At 64.6% G+C, this 18,363-nt stretch carries 21 protein-coding genes; 13 read left to right on the top strand and 8 right to left on the bottom strand.

Features of this window, described 5'->3' with window-relative positions:
• Window positions 1–2 precede the first annotated feature (2 nt).
• Window positions 3–284 (bottom strand): YciI family protein, encoded by a 282-nt coding sequence (locus CH292_RS23955; RefSeq protein ID WP_019664124.1) that lies wholly within the window; start codon window positions 282–284, stop codon window positions 3–5.
• 43 nt (window positions 285–327) lie between these two features.
• Window positions 328–912, bottom strand: a complete 585-nt coding sequence (locus CH292_RS23950; protein ID WP_020110219.1) for an amino-acid N-acetyltransferase — start codon at window positions 910–912, stop codon at window positions 328–330.
• Window positions 913–1,058: 146 nt separating this feature from the next.
• On the opposite strand from CH292_RS23950, the gene pgsA reads away from it, so the two are divergent.
• The 5 genes from pgsA to CH292_RS29000 all read left to right on the top strand — a co-directional run bounded on the left by pgsA (window position 1,059) and on the right by CH292_RS29000 (window position 4,405).
• Window positions 1,059–1,679 (top strand): CDP-diacylglycerol--glycerol-3-phosphate 3-phosphatidyltransferase, encoded by a 621-nt coding sequence (gene pgsA / locus CH292_RS23945; RefSeq protein ID WP_019664122.1) that lies wholly within the window; start codon window positions 1,059–1,061, stop codon window positions 1,677–1,679.
• Window positions 1,680–1,902: 223 nt separating this feature from the next.
• Entirely contained in the window at window positions 1,903–2,277 is a 375-nt protein-coding gene (locus CH292_RS23940; RefSeq protein WP_019664121.1) for a helix-turn-helix domain-containing protein, read from the top strand.
• 164 nt (window positions 2,278–2,441) lie between these two features.
• Window positions 2,442–3,260 carry a PspA/IM30 family protein gene (locus tag CH292_RS23935; protein WP_019664120.1) on the top strand — a complete coding sequence of 273 codons (819 nt, stop codon included), beginning with the start codon at window positions 2,442–2,444 and terminating at the stop codon, window positions 3,258–3,260.
• 45 nt (window positions 3,261–3,305) lie between these two features.
• Window positions 3,306–4,097, top strand: coding sequence for a hypothetical protein (locus CH292_RS23930; RefSeq protein ID WP_052059972.1), 792 nt, complete (start codon window positions 3,306–3,308; stop codon window positions 4,095–4,097).
• A 134-nt stretch (window positions 4,098–4,231) separates the two neighbouring features.
• Window positions 4,232–4,405, top strand: a complete 174-nt coding sequence (locus CH292_RS29000; protein WP_179278063.1) for a hypothetical protein — start codon at window positions 4,232–4,234, stop codon at window positions 4,403–4,405.
• Here CH292_RS29000 and CH292_RS23925 read toward each other — a convergent pair.
• Together CH292_RS23925 and CH292_RS23920 are read right to left on the bottom strand one after the other, a co-directional pair.
• Window positions 4,368–5,273 carry a diacylglycerol kinase gene (locus CH292_RS23925; protein WP_170949236.1) on the bottom strand — a complete coding sequence of 302 codons (906 nt, stop codon included), beginning with the start codon at window positions 5,271–5,273 and terminating at the stop codon, window positions 4,368–4,370. The genes CH292_RS29000 and CH292_RS23925 overlap by 38 nt on opposite strands.
• Window positions 5,270–6,859, bottom strand: coding sequence for an FAD-binding oxidoreductase (locus tag CH292_RS23920; protein WP_094655890.1), 1,590 nt, complete (start codon window positions 6,857–6,859; stop codon window positions 5,270–5,272). The genes CH292_RS23925 and CH292_RS23920 overlap by 4 nt, the downstream gene beginning before the upstream one ends.
• 130 nt (window positions 6,860–6,989) lie before the next feature.
• Here CH292_RS23920 and CH292_RS23915 point away from each other — a divergent pair, with 130 nt between their 5' ends.
• The 6 genes from CH292_RS23915 (at window position 6,990) to CH292_RS23890 (ending at window position 12,380) form a co-directional block, all read left to right on the top strand.
• Entirely contained in the window at window positions 6,990–7,598 is a 609-nt protein-coding gene (locus tag CH292_RS23915; RefSeq protein ID WP_020110215.1) for a TetR/AcrR family transcriptional regulator, read from the top strand.
• Entirely contained in the window at window positions 7,595–9,181 is a 1,587-nt protein-coding gene (locus CH292_RS23910; RefSeq protein ID WP_037162968.1) for a glycerol-3-phosphate dehydrogenase/oxidase, read from the top strand. Before CH292_RS23915 ends, CH292_RS23910 begins: the two co-directional genes overlap by 4 nt.
• Window positions 9,182–9,203: 22 nt before the next feature.
• Window positions 9,204–10,352, top strand: coding sequence for a glycosyltransferase (locus CH292_RS23905; RefSeq protein WP_027498550.1), 1,149 nt, complete (start codon window positions 9,204–9,206; stop codon window positions 10,350–10,352).
• A 23-nt stretch (window positions 10,353–10,375) separates the two neighbouring features.
• Window positions 10,376–10,570 (top strand): DUF3046 domain-containing protein, encoded by a 195-nt coding sequence (locus tag CH292_RS23900; protein WP_019664112.1) that lies wholly within the window; start codon window positions 10,376–10,378, stop codon window positions 10,568–10,570.
• A gap of 210 nt (window positions 10,571–10,780) precedes the next feature.
• Complete coding sequence (gene recA / locus CH292_RS23895) at window positions 10,781–11,815, top strand: recombinase RecA (protein WP_019664110.1); 1,035 nt, start codon at window positions 10,781–10,783, stop codon at window positions 11,813–11,815.
• Window positions 11,816–11,831: 16 nt separating this feature from the next.
• A complete protein-coding gene (locus CH292_RS23890; RefSeq protein WP_019664109.1) occupies window positions 11,832–12,380 on the top strand; it encodes a regulatory protein RecX in 549 nt (182 codons plus the stop codon).
• 94 nt (window positions 12,381–12,474) lie between these two features.
• On the opposite strand, the gene CH292_RS23885 is transcribed toward CH292_RS23890, so the two are convergent.
• The 4 genes from CH292_RS23885 to CH292_RS23870 form a co-directional block, all read right to left on the bottom strand.
• Complete coding sequence (locus CH292_RS23885; RefSeq protein WP_019664108.1) at window positions 12,475–13,356, bottom strand: amino acid ABC transporter permease; 882 nt, start codon at window positions 13,354–13,356, stop codon at window positions 12,475–12,477.
• A complete protein-coding gene (locus CH292_RS23880; protein ID WP_026347608.1) occupies window positions 13,356–14,033 on the bottom strand; it encodes an amino acid ABC transporter permease in 678 nt (225 codons plus the stop codon). Before CH292_RS23880 ends, CH292_RS23885 begins: the two co-directional genes overlap by 1 nt.
• An 82-nt stretch (window positions 14,034–14,115) precedes the next feature.
• Window positions 14,116–14,943, bottom strand: a complete 828-nt coding sequence (locus tag CH292_RS23875; protein WP_019664106.1) for a glutamate ABC transporter substrate-binding protein — start codon at window positions 14,941–14,943, stop codon at window positions 14,116–14,118.
• 98 nt (window positions 14,944–15,041) lie between these two features.
• Window positions 15,042–15,770 carry an amino acid ABC transporter ATP-binding protein gene (locus CH292_RS23870; RefSeq protein WP_170947588.1) on the bottom strand — a complete coding sequence of 243 codons (729 nt, stop codon included), beginning with the start codon at window positions 15,768–15,770 and terminating at the stop codon, window positions 15,042–15,044.
• A gap of 237 nt (window positions 15,771–16,007) precedes the next feature.
• On the opposite strand from CH292_RS23870, the gene miaB reads away from it, so the two are divergent.
• Entirely contained in the window at window positions 16,008–17,531 is a 1,524-nt protein-coding gene (miaB, locus tag CH292_RS23865; RefSeq protein ID WP_027498549.1) for a tRNA (N6-isopentenyl adenosine(37)-C2)-methylthiotransferase MiaB, read from the top strand.
• On the top strand, window positions 17,528–18,136 hold the full coding sequence (locus tag CH292_RS23860) for a hypothetical protein (RefSeq protein ID WP_094655889.1): 609 nt from the start codon (window positions 17,528–17,530) through the stop codon (window positions 18,134–18,136). Before miaB ends, CH292_RS23860 begins: the two co-directional genes overlap by 4 nt.
• The last annotated feature ends 227 nt before the right edge of the window (window positions 18,137–18,363 follow it).

Genomic DNA, 18,363 nt, shown 5'->3' with positions numbered 1-18,363 from the left:
TGTCAGGACAGGGCGCCCATGACCGGCTTCCACTCGACGATCGTGGACGTCTCCACGAGGTTCTCCACGGCGAACGGATCCTGCTCGAACAGCGTGGCCACCGACGCGGTGTCGGTTCCCTCCACGATGATGAGCGCGCCGCTACCGTCGACGTACGGACCGGACGACACCAGCACGTTCTGCTCGAGCAGATCGGCGAGCCACGCACGATGCGTCGCGCGGTGGGTGTCGCGGCCGTCGGTGGTGCTGGGCGAATAGGTGTAGTGGACGGCGAACAGTGCCATGTGAGATTCCTTCGTCTTCGAACTGCGGGACGATGAAATCCTGTCAGAGAGACAGCAGCATCCTGGTGTTGCCTAGTGTGTTGGGCTTCACATAGCTGAGGTCGAGGAACTCCGCGACACCGGTGTCGTAGGACCTGCACATCTCGGCGTACACCTCCGCGGTGACCGGCGTGCCGTCGATCTCGACGAACCCGTGCCGGGCGAAGAAGTCGATCTCGAAGGTCAGGACGAACAGACGCTGCAACGACAGTTCGCGGGCGACCTGCACGAGCTTGTCGACGATCAGGTGGCCCGCACCGTGTCCCTTGGCCGACGGGTCGACCGCGACTGTGCGTACTTCGCCGAGATCGGCCCACAACACGTGCAACGCGCCGCAGCCGATGACCGTGCCCGCGCGTTCCGCGACCCAGAATTCCTGGACCGCCTCGTACAGGGTCACCAGGTTCTTCTCGAGGAGAATCTTGCCCGCGTAGATGTCGATCAGTCGTTTGACCTCCGGGATGTCGGACGTCCGTGCTCGTCGAATCACCAGATCGTCGCCTCCGTGGGAAGACTGTGCGGTGTTCGAGGCTGGGTCCGAGGAGGTGTCGAGATCGTCTCGACTCGCCCGGTTCGGCGCAGAAGTCATGTGGTGAACAGTAGCCAACAGGTGAGCAGATATTCTTCTGGTGTGTCCGTCTCCGAACTCGCCGTCGCACTACCGGGACACCTGTGCCGACACGTACTCCGACAGCACGCACTTCGACAGCACGCACTTCGACGGATCGGTACGGCATGACCGAACGCGTACCACCGACGCCGCAGTTGCCGCACGGCAATTCTGCGACCGGCAGTACCGAGGTCGTCCCGATCCTCAACATCGCCAACGTCCTCACTGTTCTCCGCATCGCGCTCGTCCCCGTGTTCCTCGTCGTGCTGTTCGCCGGCGACGGTCACGACACGACGTGGCGAATCGCGGCAACCGTCGTGTTCGCCGTGGCTGCCATCACCGATCGAATCGACGGCCAGCTGGCGCGCAAGTACGGACTGGTGACCGATTTCGGCAAGATGGCTGATCCCATCGCGGACAAGGCCCTCATCGGCGCGGCCCTCGTCGGCCTCTCGATTCTGGGAGACCTGCCCTGGTGGGTGACCATCGTGATCGCGGCCCGCGAAATCGGGATCACGCTCGTCCGGTTCATCGTGATCCGTCACGGCGTGATACCGGCGGGGCGGGGAGGCAAGATCAAGACCCTGGTGCAGAGCTTCGCGATCGGGTTCTATCTGTTCCCTCTCCCGGATGACGTGCGCTTCGTGTCGGTGACACTGATGGGCGCCGCCGTCGTGCTCACCGTGTACACGGGCCTCGATTACATCGTCCAGGCAATCAGGCTCAGGCGAGGCGTCACCTCGTGACCGACCCCCTGAGCCGGGCTGACGAAGCCCTCGCTCGAAATACGGTCCGAAGAGGTGTGTCGTCGGTGCTTCGACGGGTAATCGAGAACACGGCCGTATAGGGTCGGGAACCAATCGAGCACGGTCCTTCGTTGTAGCTGAAGATGAACGCCCCGTACGTACAGATGAACAAGAACCACAGATGACGAAGAACCACAGATGACGAAGAACGAGGAGGAGCGAGATGGCGCTGCTATTGCGTGAAGCACTCGGCGACAGTCTGCGGCGCACTCGCGTTGCGCAAAGCCGGACCCTGCGCGAGGTCTCCAACACCGCACGGGTGAGCCTCGGTTACCTCTCCGAGGTCGAACGCGGCCGCAAGGAAGCGTCGAGTGAACTGCTCAACGCGATCTGCGACGCGTTGGCCGTCCCCCTCGCCGACGTCATGAGCGACGTCAGCGAGTCGCTGTCGGAATCGACGCTTGCAGCCCGTGCCGCCGATGCGGATGCTGCCGTGGGGGTGGATGCGGCAGCAGGCGTGGACGCCGCGTCGCCTCGGATTGCCGACGACACTCGCGTTGTCATTCCTGCGCCCGCGCGTGCTCTTGCCGCTGCCTGATCGGCAGACATGAGGCTTGGTACCGCTAGGGTGGAATCGACACTCACGACAAACCGACCAGACCAGTATTCTCGTGTCACTGGCAGTTCTTCGACGGTCGCTGTACACCTCAGCTGACCCCCTATGCGCGAACCCGGCGCTCGATATGGAGGCAGGATCAACCCATGGCTAATCCTTTCGTCAAGGCCTGGAAGTACATGATGGCCCTCTTCAATTCCAAGATCGACGAGAAGGCCGACCCCAAGGTTCAGATTCAGCAGGCCATCGAGGACGCGCAGCGGCAGCACCAGGCGCTGTCCCAGCAGGCTGCTTCGGTGATCGGCAACCAGCGTCAGCTGGAGATGAAGCTGAGCCGTCAGCTCGACGAGGTCGAGAAGCTGAACGCGAACGCCCGTCAGGCTGTCACGTTGGCAGATCAGGCCGCGGCAGCCGGTGACGTGGACAAGGCAACGCAGTACACCAACGCCGCCGAGGCGTTCGCCGCACAGCTCGTCACGGCCGAGCAGGGCGTCGAGGACCTCAAGGTCCTGCACGATCAGTCGTTGCAGGCAGCGTCGCAGGCCAAGAAGGCCGTCGAGCAGAACGCGATGGCGCTGCAAGCCAAGGTCGCCGAGCGCACCAAGCTTCTCAGCCAGCTCGAACAGGCCAAGATGCAGGAGAAGGTCAGCGAATCGCTGCGCTCCATGGACAGCACGCTGTCGGCGCCGGGCAACACCCCCAGCCTCGATGCGGTCCGCGACAAGATCGAGCGTCGCTACGCAGATGCACTCGGTTCCGCCGAGCTTGCACAGAACTCCGTGTCCGGTCGGATGATGGAGGTCCAGCAGGCGTCGGTGCAGATGGCCGGACACAGCCGTCTGGAGCAGATCCGCGCATCCATGGCGGGGGATTCCCTTCCTTCCGGCAATTCCGCAGCGGCGCCCAAGCCGTCGATCCAGAAGGCTCCGAACGCCACCCCCGAGCCCCCGGCACAGAACCAGTAGCTCGTGACGAACGAACAGCATGGCCGGTCACGAAAGTGGTCGGCCATGCCCGTGTCCGAGTCCGTGTCGATGGTGCGTGCAGCCACCGACACGGCTCGACGGTCCGTCGAGTCCGCCGTCGACGCGGTCGGTCGATGGAACGATCCCCGGCAGAAACATCTCCGACGGATCAAGCGAGCTCGTCGACGGGGCACGTGGTTGGGTAGCGCGTCCGGTGTGTCCGCCGCGTCGACCGCGGGTCTGGCCGTTGCCTCGGCTCCCGAGTGGACATTGCTCGCCGGCGGAGGTGGCGCGGCCGTCCTCGCCGTCCCGGCGGTGTTGGCGTTCGGTCGTTACCGGCGTCTACGCGCGCAGCCCCTTCCAGCAGCGCGTCCTGGCAGAGCGACGCTGCCGCCCAAGTCGTCCGCGTCCTACGAACCCGTGCGCAGGCTCGTGGGCGCTCAGAACAGCTTGTACGAGCTGGTGGGGATTCTCACTCGGTCCGAGTTCGTCGACTCGGCAGAGGTATCCGACATCACGGACGTCGCCGACGCCGCCGCCCGTACGCTGCGCGACATGGCTGCGGACATCTCGTCGTTGGAACGTGCGGCGGAGGGAAGCGCCCGAGCTGCCTCGCACCTGTCGCCCACCATTTCGTCGGCCGCAGTCGAGTTGGACAAGGGCGTCGACCAATTCGAGGACCTCGTCGCCGCAGCCGCACGTCTGACGAGCCCGGGCGGCCTGCCCGGCAGTGCGGTGGAACTACGCAAAGCCGAGTTGTTGTCTGCCACCGATCGTCTCGAGGGGTGGGCCAGCGCGCTCGCAGAACTGGCAGCGATCAGAGGCCGGCACTCCTGAGGCTTCCGCGCCCTCGGGTGCGCGTTCCGAGACTTAAGGGTATTCCCCTATCTTTCCCTGAACTCCCTGCTGGAGTGGTGTTTTCGCGTCCACGGCATGCCAGGATCGGAAGCACACCAAGGAAAGGGAATCACATGTTCTGGAAAGTTCTCGGCATCATCGTCCTGGTCTGGCTCGCGTTCGCCGTTCTCGGCACGGTGATCAAGGGCTTGTTCTGGGTGGCGGTGGCAGCGGCAATCGTGTTCGGCATCTACTGGTTGTTCAAGGCGATCACCGCGGGCGATCAGCGCGATCTGACCAAGCTGTAGTTCCCACGAGGGCGGTGACGGCTCCGGGGATCGAGTCGATCTGCACCGGCAACGGAGTGAACCTCTCCCCGTCGGCGTACGCGACCATGCCGGGAGCGCTGAGGCGGACCCGGGCCGCGCGGTGGGTCTCGACATCGGGAAGGTCGACGTGCGTGCCCTTGTACAACGTGGGGGAGAGGCGGACCAACCGACTGCGGCTGGAGGCTCTGACGATGGTCACGTCGAACAGTCCGTCGTCGGCGACGGCGCCGGGACAGATCGCCATACCGCCCCCGTAGGACGGGCCGTTACCGACCGTCACCAGCGTCGCATCGATGTCCGACGAGTGTCCGTCGAGCTCGACCGAGTACCTGATGGTCCGAAACCGGCTCAATTCCAACAGCATTGCGATGTTGTACTTCGACGGGCCGGACGGCCACTTCATCCCGTTGGCGCGTTCGGTGACCAGACTGTCGAATCCGCTCGACAGGACGGTCGCGAACCATCTGTTGCCCACCCGCCCGAGGTCGAGCGATCGGCGTCGATCGTCGATGACGATGTCCGCCGCCGCCACCGGGTCGTCCAGCGGGACTCCGACGAGGCGAGCGAAGTCGTTGCCCGTCCCGGCAGGGGCGACAGCCAGCGGGGTCGTGGTCGTGGCGACTGCTTGCAGAGCGAGGTTGACCAGTCCGTCGCCCCCGACGGCCACGAGACAGTCGGTCCCGGTGCGGACCGCTCTTTTGGCCTGATCGAGTGCTTCGCCCGGAGTTCTGCCCTCGATGGTGACGACGTCGACGCCTCGCTCGCGTAATCGTGCAACGACGGCGGTGGACACGCGGACTCCGCGCCCACGGCCTGCAGTGGGGTTCGTCAGAACCGTGACAGTCACGGAATCAGTTTGCCAGGATTCAGAATTCCCGCGGGATCGACGGCGACCTTCACTGCTCGAAGGACAGCAGACCCGACAGGTCCGATCTCGTCGGGCATCCATGATCGGTGGTCGCGGCCCACGGCGTGATGGTGTGTGACGGTCGCTCCACTGTCGACGATGGCTGCCGTCGCTGCACGCTTCGCCGTAGTCCACTGAGCCGTCGCATCGGGTGCTGCCGCGCAGACCACCGTGACGTACAGCGACGCACCGGTGGCGTACACGTGCGACACATGACACATCACGATCGGAGGAGTGCCGAGCCCGGTGAGCGCCTCGACGAGAGCGGTGGTGACCCGGGCGCGAACCGCGCTCAGATTCGACCAGCTCGTCGCTGTCTCGAGAGTCTCGGCCAGAGCGCCCGCGTCGAGCAGCGCGTCACGCAGATAGGGCGAATCGAAACGTTTCGCTTCCCATCGCCTGGCACCCTCGGGGTCCGTCACACGTCCGCCGGCGGCGATCACCACCACGTCTGCGGCCGCGGCAGCGTCGATCGCGGCGGCTGTGCCGTCGGGGCAGTCGAACGTCGCCACGGCGGTGCACCCGCCCTGCTCTGCGTCCTGCCCGGCCCGTCCCGCCAGCGCGGCGTCGATGGCGGATTCGGCTTCGTCGGACAGCCTCACGACCGTCGGTCTGCCCGGTGCCACCGACAGCTTCCGCAGTGCCTCGAGACCGGAGGCGAAGTCCGGAAAATGCCAGCACCGATACTCGGTGTACCGAGGGATCGGCCGCACTCGTACGGTCACCGACGTCACGATTCCCAGAGTGCCCTCGGAACCGAGGAAGATCTGCCGCAGGTCCGGTCCCGCCGCCGACGCAGGCGCTCGTCCGCAGACGGTCGTGCCGACGGGGGTGACGACGGTCATCGCCTCGACCATGTCGTCGAAACGACCGTATCCCGAGGACGACTGGCCCGACGACCGCGTCGCGGCGAATCCTCCGATGCTGGCGAAGGCGAACGACTGCGGGAAATGACCGAGGGTCAGGCCGTGACGGCCGAGCATCTCCTCGGCTTCCGGGCCGGTGACTCCCGCCAGCAACGTTGCGGTGCGAGATTCGACGTCGAGATGGGTCAGTGCGTCGAGTCGACGTGTGCTGACCGTGACCACGGTGTCGAACCATTCGCGGACCGGGTCGACTCCGCCGACGACGCTGGTGCCACCGCCGAACGGAACGACGGCGATCGCGAAGTCGCTGCAGTACCGGAGGAGGGATTCCACCTGCTGCGTATCCGCGGGGAAGAGGACTGCGTCCGGGGCGTGCTGCACCCCGCCGCGGCGCCGGGCCAGCAGATCGGTCGTGCTCTTGCCGCCGAGATACCGAAGTCGAACATCGTCGTCGGTGGAAATGTATGCGGCACCGACGATGTCCTCGAAACCGCGGCGTCGGTCGTCGGTCAGGCGCGACCGAGTCAGCCGCACCGGAGCAACCTCCCGCTCGGGCCGATCCGGTGCGGGGGAGATGCCCAGCGCGGACTGCAGCAGGTCTCGAACCTCGGACGGCAGAACGCGCTTGTTCTCAGCGGTTCCCCACGCATCCCAGACCATCGTCGAGGGCGACGCGCCGGGCAGCTCCACCGGGGGATGTTCCTGCATGATCTATAGTGTTACACAGCTTGCATATTTGTAACCCGGTCTCGGTTTTCAGTTCTCGAGGCCACCGAGCGAGGTGCCGACAGTGAGTGACCAGTCCGTTGCAGGCTCGTCTGCCGTGAAGGATTCGTCCTCCGTCGAAGATCAGGTGCTCGACGCGGCGCGTTCCTGCATCCTCGAACACGGTGTCCGGCGCACCACTCTCGCCGAGATCGCTCGACGTGCCGGGGTCAGCCGGCCGACGGTCTACCGGCGCTGGGCGGACACACGGGCCGTCGTGTCGTCGTTGCTGACGCGTGAGATCGGTTCGGTCATGCCGTCGTTCGATCTCGACGCTCCTGTCCGACCACAGGTGTCCTCCGCCGCACGCGATGTGGCGGACAAGGTGCGTTCACATCCGCTGTTCGTCAAGATCATCGAGTCCGACTCGGACATCCTGTCCACCTACATCCTCCACCGGCTCGGCACCAGTCAGTCGCTGATCATCGACGCGCTCGCACCCGTCGTGGCTGCAGGGCAACGGGACTCGTCGATCCGCCCAGGAAACACGATTCATCTGGCGACCGTCGTTCTTCTCATGGTCCAGTCCGCAGTTCAATCGGCGAACATGGTCGCGCAGCGCATTCCCGGTGACGAGTTGATCGCGGAAGTCTCCTACGCCGTCGACGCGTACCTCAGCCCGGCTGGTCCGTGAGACCCTCCGGCAGTTCGGCCCCTTCCAGCAGTTCGGCCCCCTCCGGCAGTTCGGCGCTGAACGGCGCTCGACGTGAACGCGATCTCGAAAAGCTCTGGGACGGTGACGTTGTCGATGTTCTGGTCGTGGGTGGCGGCGTCACCGGTGCAGGCGTTGCGCTCGACGCGGCGTCGCGCGGGCTGAGCGTTGCTCTCGTCGAGAAGCACGATCTGGCGTTCGGGACGAGCCGGTGGAGTTCCAAACTGGTCCACGGCGGCCTGCGGTATCTAGCGTCGGGCCACGTCGGGATCGCCCACGAGAGTGCGGTGGAGCGCGGGATCCTGATGACCCGTACAGCGCCGCATCTGGTTCGGCGCCTCCCGACGATCATTCCGTTGCACGAGTCGGTCTCTCGGGTCGATGCCGTCGTGATCAGGGCTGGGCAGGCCGCAGGAGATGCACTCAGAGCGGCCGCCGGGACGCCCGCGGCGTTGCTGCCTCGCGCAGATCTGATCGGAGCAGGCAGCGTGGTCGACGCCGCGCCCACTGTTCGGCGTCGCGGACTGCGCGGCGGCGCACGATCCTGGGACGGGCAGTTGGTCGACGACGCCCGACTCGTCGTGGCCGTTGCGCGTACAGCCGCGTCGTACGGGGCCTCCGTCCTGACCGGACTCGGCGCATCCGACGTGGACCGAACGTCGGCTCGGATCACCGATACCGAGTCCGGAGAGAGTACTCGCATCAGGGCGCGGATCGTCGTCAACTCCGCAGGGGTGTGGGCTGGTGAGATCGACTCCCGAATCACCCTGCGTCCCAGCCGCGGGACGCACCTGGTCTTCGACGATTCGACGTTCGGCGGGCTGAACTGTTCGCTCACCATCCCGATACCCGGTGAGCGCAACCGCTTCGTGTTCGCACTTCCAGCGCCGCTCGGCCGCGTGTACGTCGGATTGACCGACGAGGCGACCTCGGGCCCGGTACCGGATGTCCCCGTCGCCTCGGACACGGAGGTGGACTTCCTGCTCGCAGTTCTCGGCACCGTCGTCGACCCGGCGCCGACGCGCGCCGACGTCATCGGATCCTTCGCCGGGCTGCGTCCGCTGCTGGCCTCGGGTGACGGCGCTTCGGCCGACCTGTCCCGTCGGCACGCCGTGCTCGACGACGGTGCCGGACCCGTCGGTGTGGTCGGCGGCAAGCTGACGACGTACCGGTTGATGGCCGAGCAGGCCGTCGACGTGGTGGCGACGGCTCTCGGTGAGACGCTCGGACCTTCGCGCACGGCATCGATTCCGCTCGTGGGGGCCGCGACGCAGCAGACCCTCGATGCCATCGACGCCCCGGTGTCCGTGGTCCGGCGGTTCGGTGCCGACGCCATGCTCGTTCGAGCGCTCGCGGACCGGATGCCTGGTGGGTGGGCACCGGTAGCGGAGGGGATCGACATCTGTGAGGCGGAGTTGGCCTTCTCGGTGCAGTACGAGGGTGCTCGGTCCGTGGGCGATCTCCTCGACCGACGCACGAGGATCGGGCTGGTGGACGTCGATCGGGCGCGAGCCGTGGACTCCGCGGAGCGAGCGCTCGAGAAGTTCCTGCACACGCGTCGGTGAACATCTGTGGCACGCTGAACCCGTGCGCGTAGCGGTAGTGGCAGGCCCCGACCCAGGCCATGCTTTTCCTGCGATAGCTCTGTGCCTGAAGTTCGTCGAGGCGGGGGACGAGCCGGTGTTGTTCACCGGTTCCAGGTGGATCGACGGTGCGCGGGCAGCCGGAGTGGACACCCGGTTGCTCGAGGGTCTCGCTCCGCGGCCCGAGGACGACGACATGGACGCGGGCCAGCGAATTCACTCGCGCGCCGCATTCGTCGCGACGGAGTTTCTTCCGGATCTTCGGTCTGTATCGGCCGATCTCGTCGTCTCCGACATACTGACTGCCGGAGGCGGTATGGCGGCCGAGAAACTCGGTGTTCCCTGGGTGGAGCTCTCACCTCACCCGCTGTACTCGCCGTCGAAAGGGTTGCCGCCCATCGGAAGTGGTCTCGCGTGTGGCGTCGGATTCCGCGGTAGGCTTCGCGATCGGATGATGCGCGCCGCGACCGGACGGTCGATCGCACAAGGCCGAGCGCAGCGCAGTGCGGCTCGGGTCGGTATCGGACTTCCCGCGGAGGATCCGGGGCCGAAGGCCAGACTGATCGCCACGATCCCCGCTCTCGAAGTCCCGAGGCCGGATTGGCCGTCGGAGGCGCATGTCGTGGGCCCTTTGCACTGGGAGCCGACCAACGAGGTTCTCGAACCTCCGCCCGGCGACGGTCCGGTCGTGATGGTGGCGCCGTCGACGGCGTTCACCGGAGCGGTGGGAATGCTCGAGATGACGTTGGAAGGAATGCAGGGCAGCGGTACTCGCGTGGTGGCGTCGATACTCGACGACCCTCCGTCGTCGTTGCCGACGTGGGCCGTAGCTGGTCTCGGGCGTCAGGACGCGCTGTTGCGCGCAGCCGACGTCGTGGTGTGCGGTAGTGGGCACGGTCTCCTGTCGAAGGCTCTGATCCACGGTGTTCCGGTGGTCGCGGTCCCGGGCGGCGGGGATCAATGGGAGCTGGCCAACCGCGCCGAGCGTCAGGGAAGCGCCATCGTGGTTCGTCCGCCGACCCCGGAGTCGATCGGATCCGCCGTGCGGGCAGTGTTGGAGGGCCCGTCCTACGCCCGCGCTGCTGCTGACGCTGCGGCAGGCGCGCACGACGTCGACGATGCGGTCGAGGTGTGCCGCGCTGCTCTCGCCTGACACGGTTTCGGTACGGTTGTGCGGTGCGATTGACTGAATTCCGTGAACTGCTCGTCGAGGAGTTCGGCCAGATTCGGGGTGACTCGATCCTGGTCGATCACGTCATCACCGGAATCGACGGGCTCACCGGCGCCGAGGCGATAGAGGCCGGGGTCGATCCGCGTGAGGTCTGGCGCGCTTTGTGCAAGGAGTTCGACGTGCCGCGTAGTCGCTGGTGACAATTCTCGGCCTTTCCGCGTGTCGGATGACGCAATCGAACACGTGTTCGCCTATGCTGGGTGTCATTCGGTTGGGCTCGTCGAGTGCGGCTGGATCGAACCTGTCGGTGGGTGGCTCTACGGTTACCGACAACACGCTGAACTACGAACCACGCTGACAGACCGCACCGATACAGACCACACGGATACAGACCACTCAAGGAGATCACGATGCCTGCATACGATCGCGACAAAGCGCTCGATCTCGCACTAGCGCAGATCGACAAGAACTTCGGCAAGGGATCGGTGATGCGGCTCGGTGACGAGGTTCGTCAGCCGATCGCCGTCATTCCCACCGGGTCGATCGCCCTGGACGTAGCGCTCGGTATCGGTGGACTGCCGCGTGGCCGAGTCGTCGAGATCTACGGCCCGGAGTCCTCGGGTAAGACCACCGTTGCACTGCACGCAGTTGCCAACGCGCAGCGCAACGGCGGTATCGCCGCGTTCATCGACGCCGAGCACGCGCTGGACCCGGACTACGCACAGAAACTGGGCGTCGACACCGACGCACTGTTGGTCTCGCAGCCGGACACCGGTGAGCAGGCGCTCGAAATCGCGGACATGCTGATCCGCTCGGGTGCGCTCGACATTCTGGTCATCGACTCGGTCGCTGCGCTCGTGCCGCGCGCCGAGATCGAAGGCGAAATGGGAGACAGTCACGTCGGTCTCCAGGCTCGCCTCATGAGCCAGGCGCTGCGAAAGATGACCGGTGCGCTCAGCAATTCCGGCACCACGGCCATCTTCATCAACCAGTTGCGCGAGAAGATCGGCGTCATGTTCGGTTCCCCGGAGACAACCACCGGCGGTAAGGCACTCAAGTTCTACTCGTCCGTTCGCCTCGATGTTCGCCGTATCGAGACGTTGAAGGACGGCACCGACGCAGTCGGCAACCGCACACGTGTGAAGATCGTGAAGAACAAGGTTGCGCCTCCGTTCAAGCAGGCAGAGTTCGACATTCTGTACGGCAAGGGCATCAGCCGTGAAGGCTCGCTCATCGACATGGGCGTCGAGCACGGGTTCATTCGCAAGTCGGGCTCCTGGTTCACCTACGACGGCGATCAGCTCGGGCAGGGCAAGGAAAATGCTCGTAAGTTCATGCTCGAGAACCCGGACATCCGCGACGAAATCGAGAAGAAGATCATGGAGAAGCTGCAGATCGGGGCCGACGTCACGGCCACCGACGAAGCCGCGCCCGTCGAGTTCTAAGTCTGGGTAGTTGTCGGTGGATTCAGGCGAAGGTGGTGGCACCGAAGCGCAGGCGCAGGATGTCTGCCTTCGGCTGCTGACCGACCGAGCACGCAGCAGACATGAACTCGAAACGCGTTTGGCGAAGAAGGGATTCACCCCCGCTGTCGCAACGGCAGTGCTGGACAGGCTGACCACAGCAAAATTGGTCGACGATGCAGCGTTCGCGGAGCAGTGGGTGCATTCCCGGCACACGTATTCCGGCAAAGGCAAACACGTCCTGAGTCGGGAACTGCGCACCAAGGGCGTCAGCGACGACCTCGCTCGCATCGCACTCGATCAGATCGATGTCGAAGACGAGCGCGAGCGCGCCAGTGAACTGGTACGGAAGAAGTGTCGGACCATGTCTCTCCCGGAGCCGGGGAGTCCCGATGCGCGGTCCGAGCGAGACAAGGTGGTGCGCAGACTCGTTGGAATGCTTGCGCGTCGCGGCTACTCGCAGGGAATGGCATTTGCGGTCGTGAAGGAACAGCTCGACCGTCTGGGAGCCGAAACCGAAGACTTCGACGGTGATGATCTCGGGTGATCGTCCACCCGTGACCAGCGCGTCCCGTCGAACACACGAGGCCCGCAACACCGATGGTGTTGCGGGCCTCGTCTTGTATCCGATCGACGCGAGGTCAGGCGGCGCCTGCGGGTCCTCCGCCGAAGTCGGCCGCCGGTACGACGGTACCGCCGGTCTTACGCTTCTTCTGTCGCATCCGACCCTCGACCACGGTCGCGAGCTTCGTCAGCAAGGAGTTGATGACGATCATGATGATCGCGACGATGATCAGCGACGGTAGGTAGTTGCCGTAGAACGCACCGACCTGCTGGCCGGCACGGACGACCTCGACGTATCCGATCAGGTAGCCGAGAGCCGAGTCCTTCAATGCCACGACCATCTGGGAGATGATCGCGGGCAGCATCGCGGTGACGGCCTGCGGCAGCAGAATCAAACTCATGACCTGGCCCTTGCGCATGCCGAGGGCGGACGCCGCTTCGGTTTGACCCTTCGGCAGCGAGTTGACGCCTGCACGAACGATTTCCGCGATGACGGATCCGTTGTAGAGGGTCAGGCCCGTGACCACGGCGGCCAGTGCCAGGTACTTGACCTTGAAGACTTCGTACTCGGCGTAGACCGCATACAGAAAGATCATCAGGATCAGCACGGGAACGGCGCGGAACAACTCGACGATGACGCCGCTGATCACGCGTACCGAGCGGTGATCGGAGAGCCGCCCGATGCCGAGAACCGCACCGAGAATCAGCGCCAACACGATCGACAGCGCTGCGGCTACGAGCGTCCCTTGGATGCCCGGTAACAGGTAGGTCGTCCACGTGGTGGATTCGAGGAACGGGTCCCACTTGTCCGCGGTGAGCTGACCTTTGGAATCAAGCGCGAGATAGATCAAGTAGGCGATGCCCAGCGAGACCAGTAGGACGACACCGGACAGAATTCGGTACCGGAGTTTGGCCTTGGGGCCGGGAACATCGTAGAGAACGGCTACGGCGTCACTCATCACTTCACCGCCAATCGCTTGCTGAGGTAGCCGAACAGCAGTCCGGTCGGGAGCGTCAGGACGACGAACCCGAGGGCGAAGATTCCACCGACGACGAAGATTGCGGCCTCGTTCTCGATCATCGTCTTCATCAACAACGACGCCTCTGCGACACCGATGACCGACGCGATGGTGGTGTTCTTGGTCAACGCGATCAACACGCTGCCCAGCGGGCCGATCACCGCACGAAATGCCTGGGGTAGCACGATGATCGTGATGTTCTGGGTGAAGGTCATGCCGAGGGAACGGCCGGCTTCGGCTTGTCCGACCGGGACGGTGTTGATACCGGACCGGAGCGACTCCGCGACGAACGACGCAGTGTAGATGCTCAAACCGAGCACAGCCAGGCGGAAGTTGTTGTCCACGAGAAACGTCGGCGAATCCTGCGGAGCCAGGGCGACGCCCATGGTCTGGTACAGACCGAACGACGTGAACAGGATGATCAGCGTCAAAGGAGTGTTGCGGAAGACCGTGACGTAACCGGTCGCGATGGCACGCGCGATAGGAATCGGAGACACGCGCATCGCGGCGATGATCGTGCCGAGGATCAAGGCGCCGATCGCGGACAGAACCGTCAGTTTGATCGTCATGATGAACGCGTCGACGAGTTGATCGCCGTACTTGCTCAATAGGTTCAAGGCAGGGGTGTCCAATCGGCTGGAGCGGACTCACCTGCGGGTGCACCCGAACGATCGGATGCCCCCGCAGGTAGGTGGTGCGTCAGTAGCGGTCGACGGTGGGCGCGGCCGGAAGCGTGTACCCCGACGCACCGACGGTGTCGTTGAACGCCTGCTCCCATGCGCCGCTCGAGATCATCTCTTCGATGGCGTCGTTGATCTGATTACGGCCTTCGGTGTCGTCCTTGGCCAAGCCGATGCCGTAGTTCTCCGTCGTGAACGGCTCGCCGACGACCTTCAACTCACCCGGGTACTGGGCGGCGTAACCGGCGAGGATGATGTCGTCGGTGGTGACGGCATCGATCGCACCGTTGCGCAGACCCTCGACGCACGCGGAGTAGGTGTCGTAGTTCTGCAGCTGAACGCCGGGGTACTCGTCGGCGATGTTCTGTGCGGGGGTGGATCCGGACACCGAGCACAGACGCTTTCCCTCGAGCGATGCCGGACCGGTGATGTCGGTGTTGGCGTCCGTGACGAGCAGTGACTGTCCTGCAACGAAGTACGGTCCGGCGAAACCGACCTTCTCCTTGCGAGTATCGGTGATCGAATACGTGGCGACGACGTAGTCGACCTCGCCGTTCTGGATCAGCGTCTCGCGCTGAGCGGACGGGGCTTCCTTGAACTCGATGTTCTCCTCGGACACACCGAGCTGACCGGCAACGTACTTGGCGACCTCGACGTCGAAGCCGCTGAAAGTGCCGTCGGGGTTGCGCAGGCCGAGACCCGGCTGGTCGTACTTGATGCCGACGATGAGGTTGCCGTCCTCCGCGCTCGACGACACACTGCGCTCTTCGTTGCCGCCACATGCGGTGGCCACGACAGCGAGCGCTGCGATTCCTGCTGCGACGCGGAGTGTGCGATTGATTTTCACGACTGTGTTCCTCCAGAGGTTGGTACTGCGAAATGTTCCAGCAGAGAGAGCGTTTCGAGTCAAGATGTTTTCGAGCGGAGTCGGTGTTTCGAATGAAGTCAGTGGCCGAGGATTTTGCCGAGGAAGTCCTTGGCACGTTCGGATTCGGGGGCGGTGAAGAACGTCTCGGGATCGGTGTCCTCGACGACGGCGCCGTCGGCCATGAAGATGACGCGGTCACCTGCTTTGCGGGCGAAGCCCATCTCGTGCGTGACGACGAGCATCGTCATGCCTTCCTTGGCCAGGGACGTCATCACGTCGAGAACCTCGTTGACCATCTCGGGGTCGAGCGCGGAGGTCGGCTCGTCGAACAGCATCACCTTGGGGTTCATTGCGAGCGACCGTGCAATGGCCACACGCTGCTGCTGTCCGCCCGAGAGTTGAGCGGGATACTTGTCGGCCTGATTGGCAATTCCGACACGCTCGAGAAGCGCCTGAGCGGACTTGCGTACCTCGTCCTTCTTGAGCTTGCGGACCTTCTGCGGGGCGAGCATGACGTTCTCGAGAATCGTCTTGTGCGCGAACAGATTGAAGGACTGGAACACCATTCCCACGTCGGCGCGCAGGGCAGCAAGAGCCTTCCCCTCGGCGGGAAGTACGGACCCGTCGACCTCGATGGTCCCCGAGTCGATGGGCTCTAGGCGGTTGATCGTTCGGCACAGGGTCGACTTTCCGGAACCGGACGGTCCGAGAACGATGACGACCTGTCCGGCGGGAACCTCGAGATCGATGTTCTTGAGAACGTGCAGATCACCGAAATGCTTGTCTACCGATTTCAGAGAGATCATGGGGGGTCGATCGGCAAGAGCACCGGAAGCCGGCGCGTCGGTGGCGTGCGTCATAGAGCAGAACCCTATTCGTAGTTTGCTCGTCTTCACCGGTTTTCACCCGCTGATTCGGATTATGTAATGGAAACTTTACTGATGGTCGGTATCGCCCCAGGTGCCGAGTGACGTGTGACATGGCCCGATGCGCGCCGGCGTCGCAGAGCACGAGGTACGGCGCTGTTAGTCTGGTGTGTGTCGATGTTGAACGAAGAAGCTACACGGTCCGAGGCTCGGAGCTACGAGGTACGAACGCACGGTTGCCAGATGAACGTGCACGACTCGGAGCGACTCGCCGGACTCCTCGAAGAGGCGGGCTACGTGCCGGCCGACTCGGGGACCGACGCAGACCTGGTGGTCTTCAACACGTGCGCAGTTCGCGAGAACGCGGACAACAAGCTCTACGGCAACCTGGGAATGCTTCGGCCCGCCAAGGGGCGCAACCCTCGGATGCAGATCGCCGTCGGCGGATGCCTCGCTCAGAAGGATCGCGACACGGTCGTCAAGAAAGCTCCCTGGGTGGACGTGGTGTTCGGCACCCACAACATCGGATCCCTCCCCGTCCTCCTCGAACGCGCACGACACAACGACGAAGCCCAGGTCGAGATTCTGGAATCGCTCGAGGCGTTCCCGTCGACCCTTCCGGCGAAGCGTGAATCCCCGTACGCGGGATGGGTCTCGATCTCCGTGGGCTGCAACAACACCTGCACTTTCTGCATCGTGCCCGCGCTGCGTGGCAAGGAAATCGATCGACGGCCGGGGGACATTCTCGCCGAAGTCCAGGCTCTCGTCGACCAGGGCGTCCTCGAAGTCACACTGCTCGGTCAGAACGTCAACGCGTACGGCGCGTCGTTCGCCGATCCGGCTCTGGCCCGTGATCGCGGAGCGTTCGCCGCTCTGCTGAAAGCCTGCGGAGCCATCGACGGGCTGGAGCGTGTCCGGTTCACATCACCTCATCCGGCCGAGTTCACGGACGACGTCATCGAGGCGATGGCGTCGACGTCCAATATCTGCCCCACACTGCACATGCCGCTGCAGTCCGGATCCGACCGGATCCTCAAGTCGATGCGCCGGTCCTACCGCCAGAGCAAGTTCCTGGGAATCATCGACAAGGTGCGTGCAGCGATGCCTCACGCCGCGATCACCACCGACATCATCGTCGGATTTCCGGGCGAGACCGAAGAGGACTTCGAACAGACACTCGAGGTCATGCGCCGGGCGAAGTTCGCCAACGCCTACACCTTCCAGTACTCCAAGAGGCCGGGCACACCGGCCGCGGACATGGACGGGCAGATTCCCAAAGAAGTGGTGCAGGAGCGATACAACCGCCTGATCGCACTGCAGGAGGAGATCGTCCTCGGCGAGAACCGTGCGCTGATCGGCACCGGCGTGGAGATCCTGGTCGCGACCGGTGAAGGCCGCAAGAACGCAGCCACCCACCGCAAGAGCGGCCGGGCACGGGACGGACGGTTGGTGCACTTCAGCGGCGAAGCCGAACAGCTCGCCGCAATCCGCCCGGGCGACGTGGTGACGACCACCATCACCGCAGCCGCGCCCTATCACCTCATCGCCGACGCAGGCGTCGCATCGCACCGCCGGACCGCCGCGGGCGATGCCTACGAACGAGGAACCGTGCCGAAGACGGCACCCATCGGCGTCGGATTGGGGTTGCCGTCCATCGGCGCCCCCGCCCCGCTGCCCGCCACGACAGGATGCGCACTATGACCGACGCCGACAAGACCCCCGAGCACGCAACCGACGACTACCGGGCCCCGGACTACGACCGAGCCGAAAAGCAGATCGACTCGGAGATCGACCCGGGTGTGCTCGCCGTCGTCGTCGCCTCGCTGGTGATGCTTCTGTTGCTGTCGCTGGCCCTGCCCCACACCGGCGCCGTCAACGGATTCGACGTACTGTCCGGAAACGACGCCGCCGTCGCCGACGCCATCGCACTGCCCTCGCGGATCTACGTCTGGCTCGTGCTCGTGTTCGCCGTGGTCATGTCAGTCCTCGCACTCGTCACTCGAATCTGGGCCCTCGCCTGGATCGCACTGGCCGGATCCGGAGTGGCATCGGTCTTCGGCATGCTGTCCATCTGGTCTCGTCAGACCCTGCCCGCCGACTCCGTCGGCAGCGGCCCCGGAATCGGCCTCGTCCTCGGATGGATACTCGTCGTCGCCCTGACGTTCCATTGGCTCAAGGCTGTCTGGAACAAAACCACCGCCCAGCTCGACGCCCAGGAACGCCGCCGCGCCGCATCGGTCGAAGCGGAGGAGAACAACCGCTGGGACGGCCCCATCCTCGGGCGTCCGACCGACTACGAACGCTGACGCCCGTCCCCGTCCCTTCCGACCCCCCCTTTCGCGGGACGCCCTCCTTTTCGAGACCGAATGTGCCGTTCGGTCACTCCAGGCGGTTTCTAGTGGTGGATGCGCCGACCAGCTCTGCGATTTTTTCCAACGGCGGTCTGTAGCCTAGCGTTGCTCTGGGGCGTTCGTTCAGCTCCAGGGCAACGCGCTGCAGATCTTCGGCGGAGTGGACCGACAGGTCGGTGCCT

Source organism: Rhodococcus sp. 14-2470-1a (genome assembly GCF_002259425.1).
Lineage (GTDB): Bacteria > Actinomycetota > Actinomycetes > Mycobacteriales > Mycobacteriaceae > Rhodococcoides > Rhodococcoides fascians_E.
This window is presented reverse-complemented; position numbering and strand designations above follow the sequence as displayed.